We start from the raw sequence: 15482 nt of genomic DNA on the forward strand, positions 1-15482 counted from the left end.
CCCGGCGAAATATTTGGCCGCCGACCGCAGGATCTCCCGTTCGGTGGTGAGCGTGGCACGCTCGCTGCGCAAGGCCGTGTTCTCGGCCTCCAGCCTCGCGACCCGCTCCTCGAGCGTCTCGGCCCGGCCCGCGGGCACAGACCCATCACCACCGCTCGGTGAGGCTGCGCGGGCCTTCAACGGGCTCGGGGCCGGTGTCCCGTCCGCGGCCGTCTTCTTGCCGGTCCCATACCGCTCGAGCCAGTGCCGCAACGTGCTCCGCTCGAGCCCCAGGTCAGCCGCGATGCTGCGCACCGTCGCCCCCGGAGTGGACTCGTACAAGTCAACGGCCTGCCGACGAAACTCCTCGGAGTAGTTCTTGCGGGCCATGATCTGGATCATCTCGCTTCCCCAGCAAGGTGCTGGATTCACCGTGTCCAAGATCAGGGGTCAAGGCCCAGGGACGAAGCCAGGCCACGCCACCAGGCCACGACCCAGGTCACGGCTCGGTCCCAACGCGACGAGCATCCCCACCACCCGCCATCATGCCCCGGTGCCGAGACTGCGCCACACCATCGTCCTCGCCGCGTGCGCACTGCTTGCCGGCATCCTGGCCGTGCTGGCCGTGATCGACCCGCTCCACCTGCGCCATGCCCGCTGGTTCACCGCGGGCCTGGTCCTGCTGACCGTCGTCCTGCTCACCGCGGCGCTGGCCGTCGCCGCCCGCCGCGGGGTGTTGCGGGCGTTCGTCGTGGTGGTCGGGGTGGTCGTCGGCGTCCTGTGGGTCGGCCTGATCGGTTTTGCCGCCCAGTTCACCACCGGCGGCCGGGACGTCGCGACGATCGCCGACGGCGACCGCAGGCTGGTGGTCGTCGAGGGCGGCGGGGTCGCGGTCGCCCCGATCTTCGCGGTCGTGGTGCGCTCGGGCGCCGCCGGCCCGTTCGAGCAGGAGTCGCTGGTCTACCAGGGCCTGGAGGGGGTTCCGGCGCCGACGGGCCTGCTGTTCGTCGACCACGGCACCGTCGAGGTGCAGCGCGGCCCGAGCTGCCTGTACCGCTCGGAGGTCACGGTGACCACCCTGGACGTGGAACCGGTGCACCGGCAGTTGCGGCTGACCGGGTGCTGATGATTTGACGATTCTCGAATAGCGTGATCTCGTGGCGCGCGGCCACCAACAATCAGCCGATCCGTTGTTTCGCGAGATTCGGAGGATCCATGTCCCGCATTGTTGCGCGCCTGGCCGCAGGTGTGCTGGTGGCTGGTTCGCTCGTCCTGACGGCGGGCCCGGCGCTGGCGTCCACGGAAGGTACCAAGGTCAACGGCCCGTACCCGCTCGGTCTGTGCCAGCGCTACGCCGCGGATGCGGCCCGGCAGGGGATCGGCCGGGTCACCGAATGCTTCCCGGGTTACGGCGGCTACTACTTCACCTGGATCATTTAGGGACACTGTTCGGCGAATTCGCCGAACGGCGCATTCTGCTCGCGCCGCCGGCCTCGTGGCAGGGTGGTGGCATGGGACGCCCGCGCTATGTCGCCATGGGAAGTTCGTTCGCGGCCGGGCCGGGCATCGTGCCGATCGGCAACGCCCGGGCCGGCCGGTCGGATCGCAACTACCCGCGCCAGGTGGCGCAACGGCTCGGGTTCGATCTCGTGGACATGACGTGGTCGGGTGCCACGGCTGCGGACCTGCTGTCCACGCAGGTCCCCGCGATCACCGCCGACACCGAGCTGGTGACGATCACGGCAGGCGGCAACGACATCGGCTACATCGGCTCGCTCGTGGCCGGCAGCCTTGCCGGCATCGCCGCTCGCGGGCTGCAGCCGTTGCCGCGCTCGATCCCGGACCGGATCCGGGCGCGGGTCGACCTCGCGCGCACCGCCGCCGACGTCGAGCGGGCCCGCGCGGCGCTCGCTGCGGTCGTCACGGCGGCGCGCGAGCGCGCTCCATCGGCGCGGGTCGTGCTGGTGGACTACGTGACCGTCATCGGCCCGCGGGATCTGCCGTGGTCGCTGCGCTGGCCCTTCGACCCGGACCGGGCCGCGGTGATCCGCGCGACCGCCGCGGGCCTGGCGGCGGCCTTCGCCGGGGCGGCGGCATCGACCGGCGCCGAGCTCGTCCGTGCTTTGGCGGCGAGCCATGAGCACGGCGTCGGTTCGGCCGAGCCCTGGATCAGCGGGTTCCAGCTCGGCCTGCCGGCCCGCCGGGGCCCGGTCCCGTTCCACCCGACGCTCGCCGGCATGACGGGTGTCGCCGAGCTCGTGGTCGCCCACCTGCGCTGAGCGTGGTTCAGCGCAGCGAGACAGCCACCTGCTCCAGCGCGTCGTAGGACTCCTGCATGCCGCTCTCCATGCCGGAGTCGAGGTGCATGTCGCGGGTCTCCTGGCTGGCGTGCTCCACGAGCAGGGTGAGCGTGGTGGCGCCGTCGATCTCGTCGAACGTGTAGGTGCACACTGCCGGCTCGGAGTCGCCGTCGGGCATGCCCTCGAAGATCTCGGTGTTGACGAGCCGCTCGTCGGCGACGATCTCGCGGTACTCGCCGTGGAAGCCCACCTCGAACCCGTTGCCGGTGACCAGGACGTAGCGCCAGGCGCCGCCGACGCGCAGGTCGACCTCCGCGATCGTCACCGTGCCGTGGCTGCCCGACCACCACCGCTTGATCAGCTCGGGTGTGGTCATCGCCCTGAAGACCAGGCGTCGCGGCGCGTTGAACGTGCGCGTGATCTGGAGCGTGGTGTCACTCGGGGTGGTCACCACGGCCGTGCTCTTGGTGGTCGGGACCGTCATCGTCCTGCTCCCTGCTCTTGAGCTCTTCCAACACGACGTCGAGCTGGTCGAAGCGTTCCGACCAGAGCTGCTCGAAGGGTCGGACCCAGTCGAGGATCGCTTTGAGGGGACGTCCGTTGAGCCGGTACATCCGTTGCCGTCCGTCCTCGCGAACCTCGACGAGCCCGACCTCGCGCAGCACCCGCAGGTGCTTGGACACCAGCGGTTGGGCGAGGTCCAGCTGGTCGACGAGGTCGTTGACGCGACGCTCGCCACCGGCGAGGAGATCGAGGATCTGCCGCCGCCGGGGCTCGGCCACGGCGTTGAAGGCGTCCGTCGTCGTTGCTGCCCTTGCCACCGCCTCAACATATCTCCATATGGGAATATGTCAAGCCCGGCGGTCGACGGCCCAGCTGGTCGCGGTGGCGACGGCGGCGAGGAGGACGCCGAGCAGTGCCTCCTGGAGGGGCGCCGCTGTGCGCGGTGAGCGTGCGGACGGCGCTGCCGACGGGCGGCAGCCACGGCTGGACGGCGGTGATCACGACGACGCTGACGGCGATGCAGAACGACCACCCGATCCGCATCACCAGCGGCCGGGCGCAGAGCATGCCGACGGCGGTGCCGGTGGTGGCCGCGGCGAGATGGGCCAGCCCGCCTGCCAGCAGGGCTGCGGCCGGATAGGGCGTTGCCGACCGCAGCGCGGGCACCGCCACCGACAGCGCGCCGAGCACGACGTCGACGGCGAGGGCCACCAGCACCGGCGCGACGGCGACGCGTCCGGCTCCGCCCGCCGACGCCGTGGTGATGGTGCGCTGCACCGGGTTCTCGGTGTTGGCAACCAGCAGCGCGAACCACGCGGCGGCGGGGTAGAGCGCCAGCGTGGTGGCGGGCCACGGTCCGGGGGCCGGGCCGGGATCGCCCGCCGACAGGATCGCCAGCACCGCCGCGTACAGCGCCAGCGGGATCAGGTAGCGCTGCGAGTGGGCGAGGTCAGCGGCGAGGTAGCCGGCGGTGGCGCGGGTTCTGGAGGTCATGTCCCCGTGCGCGCAGGTGGGGGAGCGCGGTACGGTTCACCCGCTGGGCCGAGAGCACGTTCGTGTCGTAGGCCTGCGCGAGCTGCTCGGGGGTGAACGCCTCGGCCGGGCCGAGCACCATGTGCCCGGCGTTGTGGATGATCACGTCCAGCCGCGCGCCCCCGGCGACGATCCCGGCGATGGCGGCGTCCACGGAAGCCTGGTCGCTGACGTCCATCTCGACCGGGCGCAGGTCCACCCCGTGCTCGGTGGCGTAGGCCGTGGCGTCGGCGACGGCCGGGGCGTTGCGCCCCGCGGTGTCGCGGATGCCGGCGTGGACGGTGTGGCCCGCGTCGGCCAGCGCACGGGCGGTCATGGCGCCGAAACCGCTCGAGGCACCGGTGATCACGATGTTGCTGGGCATGGCACCGCGCTCCTCGGGAGAGTGGGGGTGGTGCGGGGACTCAGATGACGCCGCCGTTGGTGTAGAGGACCTGGCCGTTGACCCAGCGGGCCGGGCCGGCCAGGAACGCCACGCTCTCGGCGATGTCGGCGGGCATCCCGAGGCGCTCGAGGGGTGCCGCAGCGGCCAGCCGGTCGATGTCGGCCTGTGCCTTGCCGTCGAGGAACAGCGGCGTTGCGGTGGGACCCGGGGCCACCGCGTTGACGGTGATGTCGCGGCCGCGCAGTTCCCGGGCGAGGACGAGGGTCATCGCATCGACGGCGCCCTTGGTGGCGGCGTAGGCGGTGTAGCCGGGGAACGCGAGCTTGGTGACCGAGGTCGAGAAGTTGATGATCGCTCCGCCGCTGCGCACCCGGCGCGCGGCCTGCTGCGAGACGACGAACGTGCCGCGGACGTTGGCGCGGTGCATGCGGTCGAAGTCGTCGAGGTCCAGGTCGACGAGCGGGGCGAGCAGCATGATCCCGGCGGTGTTGACGACCACGTCGATGCCGCCGTAGAGCTCCTCCGCGCGGTCGAACAACGCGCTGACCTGGCGCTCGTCAGCGACGTCTGCTTGGACGGCCGTGGCGGTGCCGCCTGCGGTGGTGATCGCCTCGACCGCCGCATCGGCGCGCTCGGGGTTGCCGGCGTAGCTGACGACGACGGCCATGCCGTCGGCGGCGAGGCGCTCGGCGACGGCGCGGCCGATGCCGCCGGATCCGCCGGTGACGATCGCGACGCGGGCAGTGGTGCTGCTCATGGAGTCCTCCGTGTTGTGTACGTTGGGTACATATAATCATGAAGTAGACGGTACGTCCATATCTGTGTGATGGTGGAGTCATGACGGAACAGATGTCCCCTCCGGTGCGCCGCGGACGCGGCCGCCGACCCGCGGCGGAGGTGCGCGCCGAGGTGCTCGACGCGGCCGGGCGACTGCTGATCGACGAGGGGATGGGCGCCTTCACGATGGAGCGCGTGGCGGCGCTCTCGGGCGCCAGCAAGATGACGCTCTACAAGTGGTGGCCCTCGAAGGGAGCGCTCGCGCTGGAGGGCTACTTCCACGCGGTGGAGCAGACGCTGCACTTCCCGGACACCGGCGACATCGAGGCCGACCTCACCAGCCAGGTGCGCTCCTTCGTCCGGCTGATCTCCGAGACGTCGGCCGGTCGGGTCGTCGCCGAGCTGATCGGGTTGTCGCAGACCGACGCCGACCTGGCGGCCGCGTTCCGCGAGCACTACTCTGGCCCGCGCCGCGCACTGGCCGTCGCAGCCATGCAGCGGGCGCAGAGCCGGGGTCAGCTGCGCGCCGACATCGACCCCGAGGTCGTGGTCGACCAGCTGTGGGGGGCCTGCTACCACCGGCTGCTGATCCCCGATCAGCCGCTGTCGGCGTCGTTCGCCGACGCGCTCGTCAGCAATGTCCTGCGCGGGCTGCGGCCCTGACGCGCTAGCATCTTCCCGTGCGGATGACCTCGACCCACCTCGGCTGGTGGCGCCCCTGACGGGCGGCACCACCCCTCCGCGTTCACTCCACCACCGCGGCCGCCCCGATCAGGGCGGCCGTTCGTGCGTTCGTGGCGTCGGCAGCAGTGGTCGGGCGGCCCCTCTCCGCAAGGAGCACACCATGTCCCGTCGCATCAGCGGCTTCACCCCGTCCGGCAGCCTGCACCTGGGCAACTACGTCGGCGCGATCCGTCCGATCATCGCCCAGCAGTCCACCACCGACACGGTGGTGTTCGTCTCCGACCTGCACGCGCTGACCGTCGAGCACGACCCGGCGCAGGTCCGGCGCCGAACGCTCGAGTTCGCCACGCTGCTGCTCGCGGCGGGCGCGGATCCCGACAGCTGCCTGTTCCTGGTGCAGTCACAGGTACCGGAGCACGCCGAGCTGCACTACCTGCTCGAGTGCGCCACCGGGTACGGCGAGGCGCAGCGCATGATCCAGTTCAAGGAGAAGGCCGGCAGGCAGGAGCACGTGCGGATGTCGCTGCTGACCTACCCGATCCTGATGGCCGCCGACATCCTGCTCTACGACACCGACGAGGTGCCCGTCGGCGAGGACCAGCGCCAGCACGTGGAGCTCGCCCGCGACGTCGCGACGCGGTTCAACTCGCGCTACGGCCCGACGTTCACGGTGCCGCGCGCCGTCAACCCGCCGGTGGCGGCGCGGATCATGGACCTCACGTCGCCGGGGGACAAGATGAGCAAGTCCACCTCGGGTGACGCGGGCGCCCTGCGGCTGCTCGACTCGCCGTACGTGTTGCGGCGCAAGGTGATGCGTGCGGTCACCGACGACAGGGCCGAGGTGCGCTACGACCCCGCGCTGCAGCCGGGCGTCGCCAACCTCCTGACGGTGCTGGCGGCGTGCACCGAGGGCGACCCGGCACAGCTGGCCCCGGCGTTCGCGCGCTACGGCGAGCTGAAGACCGCCGTCGCCGACGCGGTGATCGCCACCCTCGGCCCCGTCCGCGAGCGCTACCTGGAGCTGGCCGCCGCCCCGGACCACGTCCGGAAGGTGCTGCTGCGGGGCTCGATGCAGGCGCGGGAGCAGGCCGGGCGGAAGGTGGCGCAGGTGAAGGAGGCGCTGGGGTTGCTGGCGGCGTGACGCGCTACAACGCACGATCTCGTGCGCGAAAACCGCGAACTGAACGGCCGCGCCAACCCCATAGCCACCGCGCCAACGCCCTCAGCCCTTCACCGCACCCCCGAACGTGAAGGCCCCGCCCAACCGCCGGGCGAGCACCAGGTACAGCAGCACCGCGGGCAGCGAGTACAGCAGCGAGTACGCCGCCAGCTGCCCGTAGATCACCTGCGCGTACTGGCTGAAGAACGTGTAGATGCTCACCGACGCCGGGAGGTCGTCGTTGGACTGCAGCAGGATGAAGGGGATGAAGAAGTTCCCCCACAGCCCGATGAACGTGTAGAGCGCCACCACCGCGAGCCCCGGCCACATCAGCGGCAGCACGATCCGGCGCAGCGCCTGCATGGGGGAGGCGCCGTCGGTCCACGCCGCCTCCTCCAGCTCGATCGGCACGGCGTCCATGAAGTTCTTCGCCAGCCAGATGGAGATCGGCAGCGCCGTGGTGGCCATGAACAGGATCGTGCCGACGTAGGTGTTGTCCAGGCCGGTCTGCAGGAACAGCCCGTAGACCGGCACCATGATCGCGGTGATCGGCAGGCCCGTCATGAACAGGATCGTGAGCAGGAACGGGCGCTTGAACCGGGAGCGGTAGCGCGAGAGCGGGTACGCCGCGAGCACCGCGCACACGATCGTGAGGATGGTGGCGCCACCGCAGAGGATCAGCCCGTTGAGCATGGGCCGGTAGGTGATCTCCTCGTTGAGCACGGCGTCGAAGTTGGCGAACGACCAGTTCGCCGGCCACGAGACGGCGGGTCCGGCCTGGTCGTCGAACGCCGCGAGCACCACCCACAGCAGCGGCACCAGGTAGCACGCCGCGATGAGCAGCAGGATCAGGTTGACGACGCCCTTGCCGACCCATTTCGACGGCGCGGTGGTCGTCGTCGCGGCGGTGGCGCGCCTGCGTTGCGGCACGGCTTCGGTGACGGTGGTGGCCACGGTCAGTCCTCCATCCGCAGAGCACGCAGGTACACCAGCGAGAAGACGCCGCCGATCAGCAGCAGCACCAGCGCGATCGCGGTGCCGTAGCCGAGCTGGGAGAACTGGAAGGCCTGCTGGTAGGCGTACAGCGGCAACGTGGTGCTCTTGTTGCTGGGCCCGCCCTTGGTCATCGTCCAGATGAGACCGAACACCGACAGCGTCTGCAGCGTGATCAGCATCAGGTTGGTCGCGATCGAGCGGCGCACCATCGGCAGCGTCACCGAGATCAGCCGGCGCCAGGTGCCGGCCCCGTCGACGGTCGCGGCCTCCTCGATCTCCTTGGGCACCTCCGAGAGTGCGGCGGAGTAGACGAGCATCGAGAACGCGGTGCCGCGCCAGATGTTCGCGATAGAGACGGCCAGGATCGGCGTCGTGTAGAGGATGTTCTGCGGGCCGATGCCCAGCCACGCCAGCACATGGTTGAGCGAGCCGTCCGTGCGGAAGAACGCCGTCCAGAGGTAGCCCGCCACGACCTCGGGCAGCACCCACGAGCCGATCACGATCGCGCTGACCAGTGCCCGCACGACGCTGTTGCCGCTGCGCATGAGCAGCGCGAGGATCATGCCCAGCACGTTCTGGCCGATGATCGCCGACACCACCGTGAAGAACAGGGTGTAGAAGACCGAGCCGCCGAACTCCGCGCTGGAGAACAGCTTCGTGAAGTTGGCGAAGCCGACGAACTCGGTGCTCGACGAGCCGGTCAGTGCGATGTTGGTGAACGCCCACCAGATGCAGTACAGGATCGGGCCGCCGAGGAAGACGGTCAGCAGCACCACCGACGGGGTGAGCGGCAGACCCCGCAGCAGGGTCACCGGCACCGGGTTGCGGCGCCGGGAACCCTGCTGCGGATCGACGGTGGCAGTGGTCACGAGCCGGTCGCGGTCATCACCGCGTCGCCCGCGATCGACTTCACCTGGTCGTCGAACGTCTTGGCCGCCGCTGCCGGGTCGGCCGTGCCCGTCACGACGGACTCGGTGGCCACCTGGATCTCGTTGGAGACCCGCGGGTAGACCGCGTACGCCGGGCGGTAGGTCGTGATCGGCACCAGCGACGAGAAGAACGGGTTCGTCGGGTTGGCCGCGACGTAGGACGGGTCACTGGCGACGTCGGGCCGGACGGGGATCTGGACGTTGTCGATGTCCCACTTCAGGTGGTGGGCCTTGTCGGACACCAGCTTGATGAACTCCCACGCCTTGCCGGGGTTGTCGGCGTTCTTCGGGATCGCCCACGTCCAGCCGCCGGACATGCTGACCTTGCCCGGCGCCTGCCCGTTCTGGGTCGGCATCGCCGCCGTGCCCATCACGGTGCTCCACTGCGGCCACGGTGCGGCGTCGGTGGGCAGCCAGTTGTGCGAGACCCACGATCCGTCGACGCTGATGGCGACCTGGCCCTTGGGCATCAGCTGCTGGCTTACGTTGTTGTTCCAGTTCGGGTCGAGCACCTGCTGCGGTGTCGGGCCGAGCTTCTCGTCGTAGACGGTCTTGAGGAAGGCGAGCGAGTCGGTGAAGCCCTTGCTGCCCACCACCCACTTCTTGGCGGCGGTGTCGTACAGCGTGGAGCCGGTGCCGTAGAGCAGCATCTCGAAGCCCTGCATGGACGCGGCCTCGCCGACGCCCTTGCCGGCGTAGATGTTGAACGGGATGACGCCGGGCACCTTGGCCTTGACGGCACGGGCGGCGGTGAGCAGGTCGTCCCAGGTCTTGGGCTGCCAGTCGGCGGGCAGCCCGGCCTTGGCGAGGATGTCCTTGTTGAACCAGAGTGCGCGGGTGTCGGTGCCGTCGGGGATGCCGTAGGTCTTCCCGTCCAGCGCGCGGGCGGCGCCCTTGGCGGTGTCGGTGAACTGGCTCCAGTCCGACCAGGACTTGATCTGGTCGTCGAGCGGGCTGAGGTACCCGGCCTCGATGTCGGAGTTGATGAGGAACGTGTCCTCGTAGACGACATCGGGCGAGGTCTTCGTCGACCGCATCTGCAACTGCAGCTTCGTGTAGTAGTCGTTCTCCGAGGCGGTGATCGGCTGCAGGTCGATCGTGACCCCGGGGTTGGCCTTCTCGAACTCGGCCTTGACGCCGGTGAGGAAGTTCTCCTGGACGTGCGACCCGCCGAACTGCTGGTAGGTCACCGTGATCTTGGACTGGTCGCCGCCGCTGCCACCGGACCCGCCGGCGGATCCGCTGCTGCATGCCGTGGCAGCGACGGCCACCGCGCCCGCCAGCGCCACGGCGGCGAGCAGGCGTGGCCGTCGGCCCGTCCGTTGTTCGGGCTTCTCCGACTGAGTAACCATGCTCGCCTCCGTGAGCTCGACGCTGATCTCGACGTGGTGCAGGTGGGACGGGGAACTGCTAGGACGGGCGGAATCGCAGGGTGAGTACCTGGAACGGGCGCAGCGCCAGCTCCACGCCGCCACCGTCGAGGGCGGGCGCGGGCCCGTCGTCGACGCGGAAGGGGCGTTCGAGCAGGTCGGTCCTCCCGACCGATGCGGCGGCGAAACCGAGTTCGAGTCGGGTGTTCACCCGGGCGCCGAGCGCCTCGTAGAGCCGCACGACCACGTCGCCGGAGCCGTCGTCGGCGAGCTTGACCGCCGAGATGACGACCCCGTCGTGGCCGGTGTGCACGAGCGGCTCGACGACGGCGTCGCCGGGCACCCGCCGCTCGGGAAGGTTGATCGACGCGCCCTCGCGGGTGGCAGCGGCCAGGTCGGCACCGGGCACCAGCGCGAAGCCGAGCCGGTGCTCGCCCTGGTCGGTCTCGGGGTCGGGGTAGCGCGGTGCGCGCAGCAGCGACAGCCGCACCGTCGTGGTGGTGCCGCCGTCCGGGCGCACGTCGCGGGTGACGTCGTGGCCGTAGGTCGAGTTGTTGACCACCGCGACGCCGTAACCGGGTTCGGCCACGTGCAGGTAGCGGTGGGCGCAGATCTCGAACTTCGCGGCTTCCCAGCTGGTGTTGGTGTCGGTGGCCCGGTAGACGTAGCCGAACTGGGTCTCCGCCGCCGAGCGCTCGGCGCGCACGTCGAGCGGGAACGCGACCTTGAGGAACGTCTCGGACTCGTGCCAGTCGACCACCGTGTCGATGTCGACGCGGCCGGTACCGGGCGCCACCGAGATCACCTGCGCGGCCTCGGACTTGCCGAAGCGGCGCACCACGCGCACGGCCGCGGTGCCGTGCGGGGTGTCGTCGACGACCGCCAGCGCGTCGACGTCGACGAGGTCGGTGACGGTGCGCCGGTAGGTGTGGTCGACGTCCCAGGCGTCCCAGTGCGCGGGCACGTCGGGATGGATCTGCAGCAGGTTGGCGGCGGCACCGGGGGCGATCGACTCCCGGCCCGATGCCAGGTCGACAACCGAGGTGAGCAGGCCGCGGCCGTCGACGACGGCCCGGACCAGGCCGTTGTCCAGCACGTACCCGCCGCCGGGTGCGGCGACGCAGGTGGCAGGCTGGGCCGCCGCGACGGGTGCCGCGCCGCGGGCGGGGACACCGCCGCGGTCGTGCGGCGCGGCGTTGAACACCACCTCGCCGCCTGCCGTCGCGTCCCCGGCGAGCGCCTGCTGCGCCGCCGCGATGATCGCTTCGAGCTCGCCGTAGAGGCGCAGGTAGGTGGCCCGGCTCTCGCGGTGCACCCAGGCGATGGACGACCCCGGCAGGATGTCGTGGAACTGGTGCAGCAGCACCGTCTTCCAGATCCGGTCGAGGTCCTCGTACGGGTAGGCGTGCCCGGTGCGCAGTGCCGCGGTGGCCGCCCACAGCTCCGCCTCGTGCAGCAGGTGCTCGGTGCGCCGGTTGCCCTGCTTGTTCTTGGCCTGGCTGGTGTACGTGCCGCGGTGCAGCTCCAGGTACAGCTCGCCGACCCAGACGGGGGCGTCGGGGTAGTCGTCGAACGCCTTCTGGAAGAACGTGGCAGGCTTCTCGATCTCGACCCGCGCCGAGCCCTCGAGGTCGCGCAGCCGCTTGGCGCGCGCCAGCATCTCGCGGGTGGGTCCGCCGCCGCCGTCGCCGTGCCCGAACGGCACCATCGACCGGTTCGCCGAGCCCTTGTCGGAGAAGTTGCGCACCAGGTGCGCCATCTCGTGGCCGGAGAACTCGGAGTTGTAGGTGTCGACGGGCGGGAAGTGCGTGAACACGCGGCTGCCGTCGAGCCCCTCCCACCAGAAGGTGTGGTGCGGGAACTTGTTGAACTGGCTCCACGAGATCTTCTGCGTGAGGAACCAGCGCGTCTGCGACAGCTTCACCAGCTGCGGCAGTGCCGCGGTGTAGCCGAACGAGTCGGGCAGCCACACCTCGTCGGTCTCGATACCGAGCTCGTCGAGGAAGAAGCGCTTGCCGTGCACGAGCTGGCGGGCCAGCGCCTCGCCGCCGGGCATGTTGGTGTCGGACTCCACCCACATGCCGCCGACCGGCACGAACTGGCCGGTGGCGACCTTCTCCCGCATCCGCTCCCATACCTTCGGGCGGTGCTCCTTCATCCAGGCCCACTGCTGGGCCGAGGACATCGCGAACACGAAGTCGGGGTCGTCGTCCATGAGCGCGGTGACGTTGGACGCGGTGCGCGCCACCTTGCGGACGGTCTCGCGCAGCGGCCACAGCCACGCCGAGTCGATGTGCGCGTGCCCGATGCCGCTGACGCGGTGGGCGCTGGCGTGGGCCGGGCTCGCGAGCAGCGGGGCGAGCACGGCGCGCGCGGCGGCCGCGGTGCCGGCGACGTCGCTGAAGTCCAGCGTGGCGTCGAGCGCGGTCTCGAGCCCGCGCAGCAGGTTCCAGCGGCGCGGGTCGTCTGTGGACAGCTCGTACATGAGCTGCTCGGCAACCTCGGCGTCCTGCACGAGCTCCCAGACCGGCTCGTCGAACACCGCGAGGACGATGCGACGCACCCGGTAGAGCGGCTCGTCGCCCGCGGTGAGCACGTCGCCGACCGGGGTGGGCACGTCCTCCTCGAGCAGCGGGTTGGCCGCGGCCTCGACGTACAGGTCGATCGGCTCGCCGCCGGCAGCGGAGTCGGCGATGCGGACCCAGATGTTCTTCGGGTTCAGGCCCTTGATCGCGGTGCCGTCCGGGCGGTGGACGAGTCCCTCTGCCGAGAAGCCCGCGCGGTCGCGGGTGAACCCGAGGTCCACCACGGCCTCGACGGTGCGTCCGGCCCACTCCTGCGGGACGGCGCCGGTGATGTGGAACCAGCTCGTGCCCCACGCCGGACCCCATGCCTCGTTCGGCTCGAGCGGGCGGTAGTCGGCGGCCAGTCCGTCGGCGACCTCCGGCGGCTCGCCCGGCGCGTGCCAGACCTCGACCGACAGGGGCACGGTCTCGCCGTGCACCGCGGGGATCAGGCGTTCGCGCAGGATGCGTGCGATCCGCTGTTCGACAAGCTCGCGATCGTCGTGCACTCAGGCTCCTCGTCGAGGCCGGTGTCGTCGCGGATCTCTCTTGATCCGCCCACCATCGAGGTACGACCGTAGATTCAACGCTTTAATGCGTCAATATGGAGAACGCGCCTTCGGCGACGCCGGGCGCGGCGGACCGTATGGTCTGCGGGACGGAAGGGACGGCAGTGACTTCATCTCAGAAGGGCCGGCAGCCGACGCCCCCTCCGCAGCCGCCTGCGGGCGTCGCCCTGTTCGCGTGGGTGAAGCAGTCCCTGCTAGGCTCCATCGCCCGTGGCGAGTTCTCGCCCGACGAGCCGTTCATCACCCAGCGCGAGATCGTCGAGCGCTTCGAGGTCTCCACGACCACCGCGGTGCGGGCGCTCAACGAGCTGGTGGCCGACGGCATCGTGGTGCGGATCCGCGGGCGCGGCACCTTCGTCGCGCAGCGCCCGGCCCGCCCGGTCGCGGCCTCCGGGCAGCGGCTGGTCACCTACGTGAGCCCGGGGTCGGGGGGCGTGCACGAGTCGGACCTGCTCTCAGGGCTCGCCGCGGAGCTGGCGACGCTGGGCTACCAGCTCGCGATGGAGCACACCCGCAGCGTCGCGCACGAGGAGGAGGTGCTGCGGCGCATCGGGGCGTCCGGCACGCAGGGTGTGGTCCTGTTCCCGCGCGATCGCTCCACCGCGGCGGGTGCGGTGGAGGAGATGCAGCGCCACGGCGTCGCGGTGACGGTGGTCGACCGCTACCTGCCCGACCTGCCGACCGACGCGATCCTGTTCGACGACTTCGCGGTGGGCTACGAGGTGACCGCGGCGATGCTCGACCGGGGGCACTGCGCGCCGGCGATGCTGTGGAGCGAGTCCGACGTCACGAGCGTCCGGGACCGGCTCTCGGGCCACTACCGGGCGCTGCGCGACCGCGGGCTGCCCGAGCTGCCGGAGCGCTCGGCCCTGCGCGGCTACGACCCGATGGAGCCGACGACCCGGCGGCAGCGGTTGCGCTCGATGCTGGAGTCCGAGGCCGGGCTCACGGCCCTGATCTGCGGCAACGCGCCCACGCTCGCGCTGGCGGTGTCGGACCTGCTCGCAATGGAGACCGGTTTCCCCGGCTCGGTGGAGCTGGCGAGCATGGACCAGTCGCTGCCCTATGACGTGTCGCCGCTGGCGGTGGTGTCGGCGCGGCTCCCGACCCGCGAGATGGGCGTCGAGGCCGCGCACCTGGTGCACGAGCGCGTGCAGGGCTCCACGGCCCCGCTGCGCCACGTCGTCCTCAAGGCCACGGTGCAGGTGGCCGACCGCGGCGCCAACACCCTCGGCGTGATCGGCGCCCGCTGACCGTCGAGAACGACGTTACCGTGATCAACAGGGCCATTCGATCATGACAACGTCGTTCTCGACGGTCAGGTCTGGGCGTGGGAGCGGCGGTAGTCGGTGGGGCTGACGCCGTGGACGGTGTGGAACTGCCGCGAGAAGTAGAAGGCGTCGGGATAGCCCACGGCCGCACCGATGTCGGCGATGTCGCGCGACGAGGTGATCAGCAGCTCGCGGGCGCGTGCCATCCGCAGCCGCTTCGTGTACTCCACGACCCCGCCGCCGGTGGCCGCGCGGAACAGGGTGGCGAAATGTGATGGGGACAAACCCGCCGTTCGGGCCAGCTCCTTGACGCGTAAAGGCTTCGCGAAGTTGCGTCGCAGGTGCTCCTGCGCCTGCCGGATCGGTTCGGTGCGCTGCCGCCCACCACCGACGGTGTCGGCGGCGAGCTGCGCCAGCAACGCCCACCCCGACCCGGACGCGGAGATCAGGCTGGGCACCGTCTCGTCGCGCTCCAGGAAGCCGATGGCGTCGTCGATCGTGGAGACCGCGCGGTAGGTGTCGTGCAGCTCCACCACCCGCTCCCGACCGTCGTCGGTGATGACCGACAGCAGCTCGGGCACCTGCTGGCCGGTCGCGTGCAACCACCAGATCGTCCATGGTTGTTCCGGATCGGCCCAGTAGGCGTGCTGCTGGTCCGGGGGCAGCACGAGCGCGTGCCCCGGCGGGACGACGCTGCGCCTGCCACCGCTCTCGCAGTGCCCGACACCGTCGATGCAGACGATCACCACGACCTCCCCGGTGCCGTCCGGGCGACGTCGACCGTGGTTCGCGGCGTGCGGGAAGTAGCCGGCGTCGGTGACGAGCAGCGCGGCCGTCGGGGCCCGCTGCAACGCCGCCGCCACGAGCGGGCGCGGCAGCACCCGCAGGCGCTGGCCGGGGAACCCGTCGGGCAGGAGCACGGCCACACGGTACGCCCGATCGTCGAATCGTCCAGGGAACACG

General features: G+C 70.8%; 17 protein-coding genes. 6 read left to right on the forward strand and 11 right to left on the reverse strand.

Annotation, left to right across the window (positions count from 1 at the left end; translation table 11 throughout):
• Nucleotides 1-369, reverse strand: a 369-nt coding sequence (locus tag ACFPFQ_RS17505) for a transposase (protein ID WP_379620010.1), incomplete at its 3' end; no start/stop codon positions are given.
• A 163-nt stretch (nucleotides 370-532) separates the two neighbouring features.
• Between ACFPFQ_RS17505 and ACFPFQ_RS17510 the strand changes: the two genes are divergently transcribed.
• The 3 genes from ACFPFQ_RS17510 to ACFPFQ_RS17520 all read left to right on the forward strand — a co-directional run bounded on the left by ACFPFQ_RS17510 (nucleotide 533) and on the right by ACFPFQ_RS17520 (nucleotide 2258).
• Nucleotides 533-1105, forward strand: a complete 573-nt coding sequence (locus tag ACFPFQ_RS17510) for a hypothetical protein (RefSeq protein ID WP_379620012.1) — start codon at nucleotides 533-535, stop codon at nucleotides 1103-1105.
• An 89-nt stretch (nucleotides 1106-1194) separates the two neighbouring features.
• Nucleotides 1195-1419, forward strand: a complete 225-nt coding sequence (locus ACFPFQ_RS17515; protein ID WP_379620014.1) for a hypothetical protein — start codon at nucleotides 1195-1197, stop codon at nucleotides 1417-1419.
• A gap of 71 nt (nucleotides 1420-1490) precedes the next feature.
• Nucleotides 1491-2258 (forward strand): SGNH/GDSL hydrolase family protein, encoded by a 768-nt coding sequence (locus ACFPFQ_RS17520; RefSeq protein WP_379620016.1) that lies wholly within the window; start codon nucleotides 1491-1493, stop codon nucleotides 2256-2258.
• Nucleotides 2259-2265: 7 nt separating this feature from the next.
• Here the strand turns inward: ACFPFQ_RS17520 and ACFPFQ_RS17525 are convergent, their stop codons facing one another.
• Genes ACFPFQ_RS17525 through ACFPFQ_RS17545 form a run of 5 tightly spaced genes read right to left on the reverse strand, consistent with a single transcriptional unit; the run spans nucleotide 2266 to nucleotide 4957 of the window.
• On the reverse strand, nucleotides 2266-2763 hold the full coding sequence (locus ACFPFQ_RS17525; RefSeq protein WP_379620018.1) for an SRPBCC family protein: 498 nt from the start codon (nucleotides 2761-2763) through the stop codon (nucleotides 2266-2268).
• The gene (locus tag ACFPFQ_RS17530) at nucleotides 2714-3100 is read right to left on the reverse strand and encodes an ArsR/SmtB family transcription factor (RefSeq protein WP_379620020.1); all 387 of its coding nucleotides are present in this window, start codon (nucleotides 3098-3100) and stop codon (nucleotides 2714-2716) included. The genes ACFPFQ_RS17525 and ACFPFQ_RS17530 overlap by 50 nt, the downstream gene beginning before the upstream one ends.
• Nucleotides 3101-3104: 4 nt before the next feature.
• Nucleotides 3105-3776, reverse strand: coding sequence for a hypothetical protein (locus ACFPFQ_RS17535; protein ID WP_379620022.1), 672 nt, complete (start codon nucleotides 3774-3776; stop codon nucleotides 3105-3107).
• The gene (locus ACFPFQ_RS17540) at nucleotides 3733-4179 is read right to left on the reverse strand and encodes an SDR family NAD(P)-dependent oxidoreductase (protein WP_379620024.1); all 447 of its coding nucleotides are present in this window, start codon (nucleotides 4177-4179) and stop codon (nucleotides 3733-3735) included. Before ACFPFQ_RS17540 ends, ACFPFQ_RS17535 begins: the two co-directional genes overlap by 44 nt.
• 40 nt (nucleotides 4180-4219) lie before the next feature.
• Entirely contained in the window at nucleotides 4220-4957 is a 738-nt protein-coding gene (locus ACFPFQ_RS17545) for an SDR family oxidoreductase (RefSeq protein ID WP_379620026.1), read from the reverse strand.
• An 80-nt stretch (nucleotides 4958-5037) separates the two neighbouring features.
• Between ACFPFQ_RS17545 and ACFPFQ_RS17550 the strand changes: the two genes are divergently transcribed.
• A complete protein-coding gene (locus ACFPFQ_RS17550; protein WP_379620027.1) occupies nucleotides 5038-5640 on the forward strand; it encodes a TetR/AcrR family transcriptional regulator in 603 nt (200 codons plus the stop codon).
• 181 nt (nucleotides 5641-5821) lie between these two features.
• Nucleotides 5822-6802, forward strand: a complete 981-nt coding sequence (trpS, locus tag ACFPFQ_RS17555) for a tryptophan--tRNA ligase (protein ID WP_379620029.1) — start codon at nucleotides 5822-5824, stop codon at nucleotides 6800-6802.
• Between the two features lie 81 nt (nucleotides 6803-6883).
• Here the strand turns inward: trpS and ACFPFQ_RS17560 are convergent, their stop codons facing one another.
• The 4 genes from ACFPFQ_RS17560 to ACFPFQ_RS17575 are packed head-to-tail and all read right to left on the reverse strand — an operon-like array spanning nucleotide 6884 to nucleotide 13188.
• Complete coding sequence (locus ACFPFQ_RS17560) at nucleotides 6884-7774, reverse strand: carbohydrate ABC transporter permease (protein WP_379620031.1); 891 nt, start codon at nucleotides 7772-7774, stop codon at nucleotides 6884-6886.
• A 2-nt stretch (nucleotides 7775-7776) separates the two neighbouring features.
• Nucleotides 7777-8685, reverse strand: a complete 909-nt coding sequence (locus ACFPFQ_RS17565; protein WP_379620033.1) for a carbohydrate ABC transporter permease — start codon at nucleotides 8683-8685, stop codon at nucleotides 7777-7779.
• The gene (locus ACFPFQ_RS17570) at nucleotides 8682-10097 is read right to left on the reverse strand and encodes an extracellular solute-binding protein (protein ID WP_379620035.1); all 1416 of its coding nucleotides are present in this window, start codon (nucleotides 10095-10097) and stop codon (nucleotides 8682-8684) included. Before ACFPFQ_RS17570 ends, ACFPFQ_RS17565 begins: the two co-directional genes overlap by 4 nt.
• Nucleotides 10098-10155: 58 nt before the next feature.
• Nucleotides 10156-13188 (reverse strand): alpha-mannosidase, encoded by a 3033-nt coding sequence (locus ACFPFQ_RS17575; RefSeq protein ID WP_379620037.1) that lies wholly within the window; start codon nucleotides 13186-13188, stop codon nucleotides 10156-10158.
• Nucleotides 13189-13427: 239 nt separating this feature from the next.
• Here ACFPFQ_RS17575 and ACFPFQ_RS17580 point away from each other — a divergent pair, with 239 nt between their 5' ends.
• Nucleotides 13428-14501, forward strand: a complete 1074-nt coding sequence (locus ACFPFQ_RS17580) for a GntR family transcriptional regulator (RefSeq protein ID WP_379620039.1) — start codon at nucleotides 13428-13430, stop codon at nucleotides 14499-14501.
• A 65-nt stretch (nucleotides 14502-14566) separates the two neighbouring features.
• On the opposite strand, the gene ACFPFQ_RS17585 is transcribed toward ACFPFQ_RS17580, so the two are convergent.
• Complete coding sequence (locus ACFPFQ_RS17585; protein WP_379620041.1) at nucleotides 14567-15439, reverse strand: helix-turn-helix domain-containing protein; 873 nt, start codon at nucleotides 15437-15439, stop codon at nucleotides 14567-14569.
• Nucleotides 15440-15482 lie beyond the last annotated feature (43 nt).

Source organism: Pseudonocardia sp. GCM10023141 (assembly GCF_042653605.1).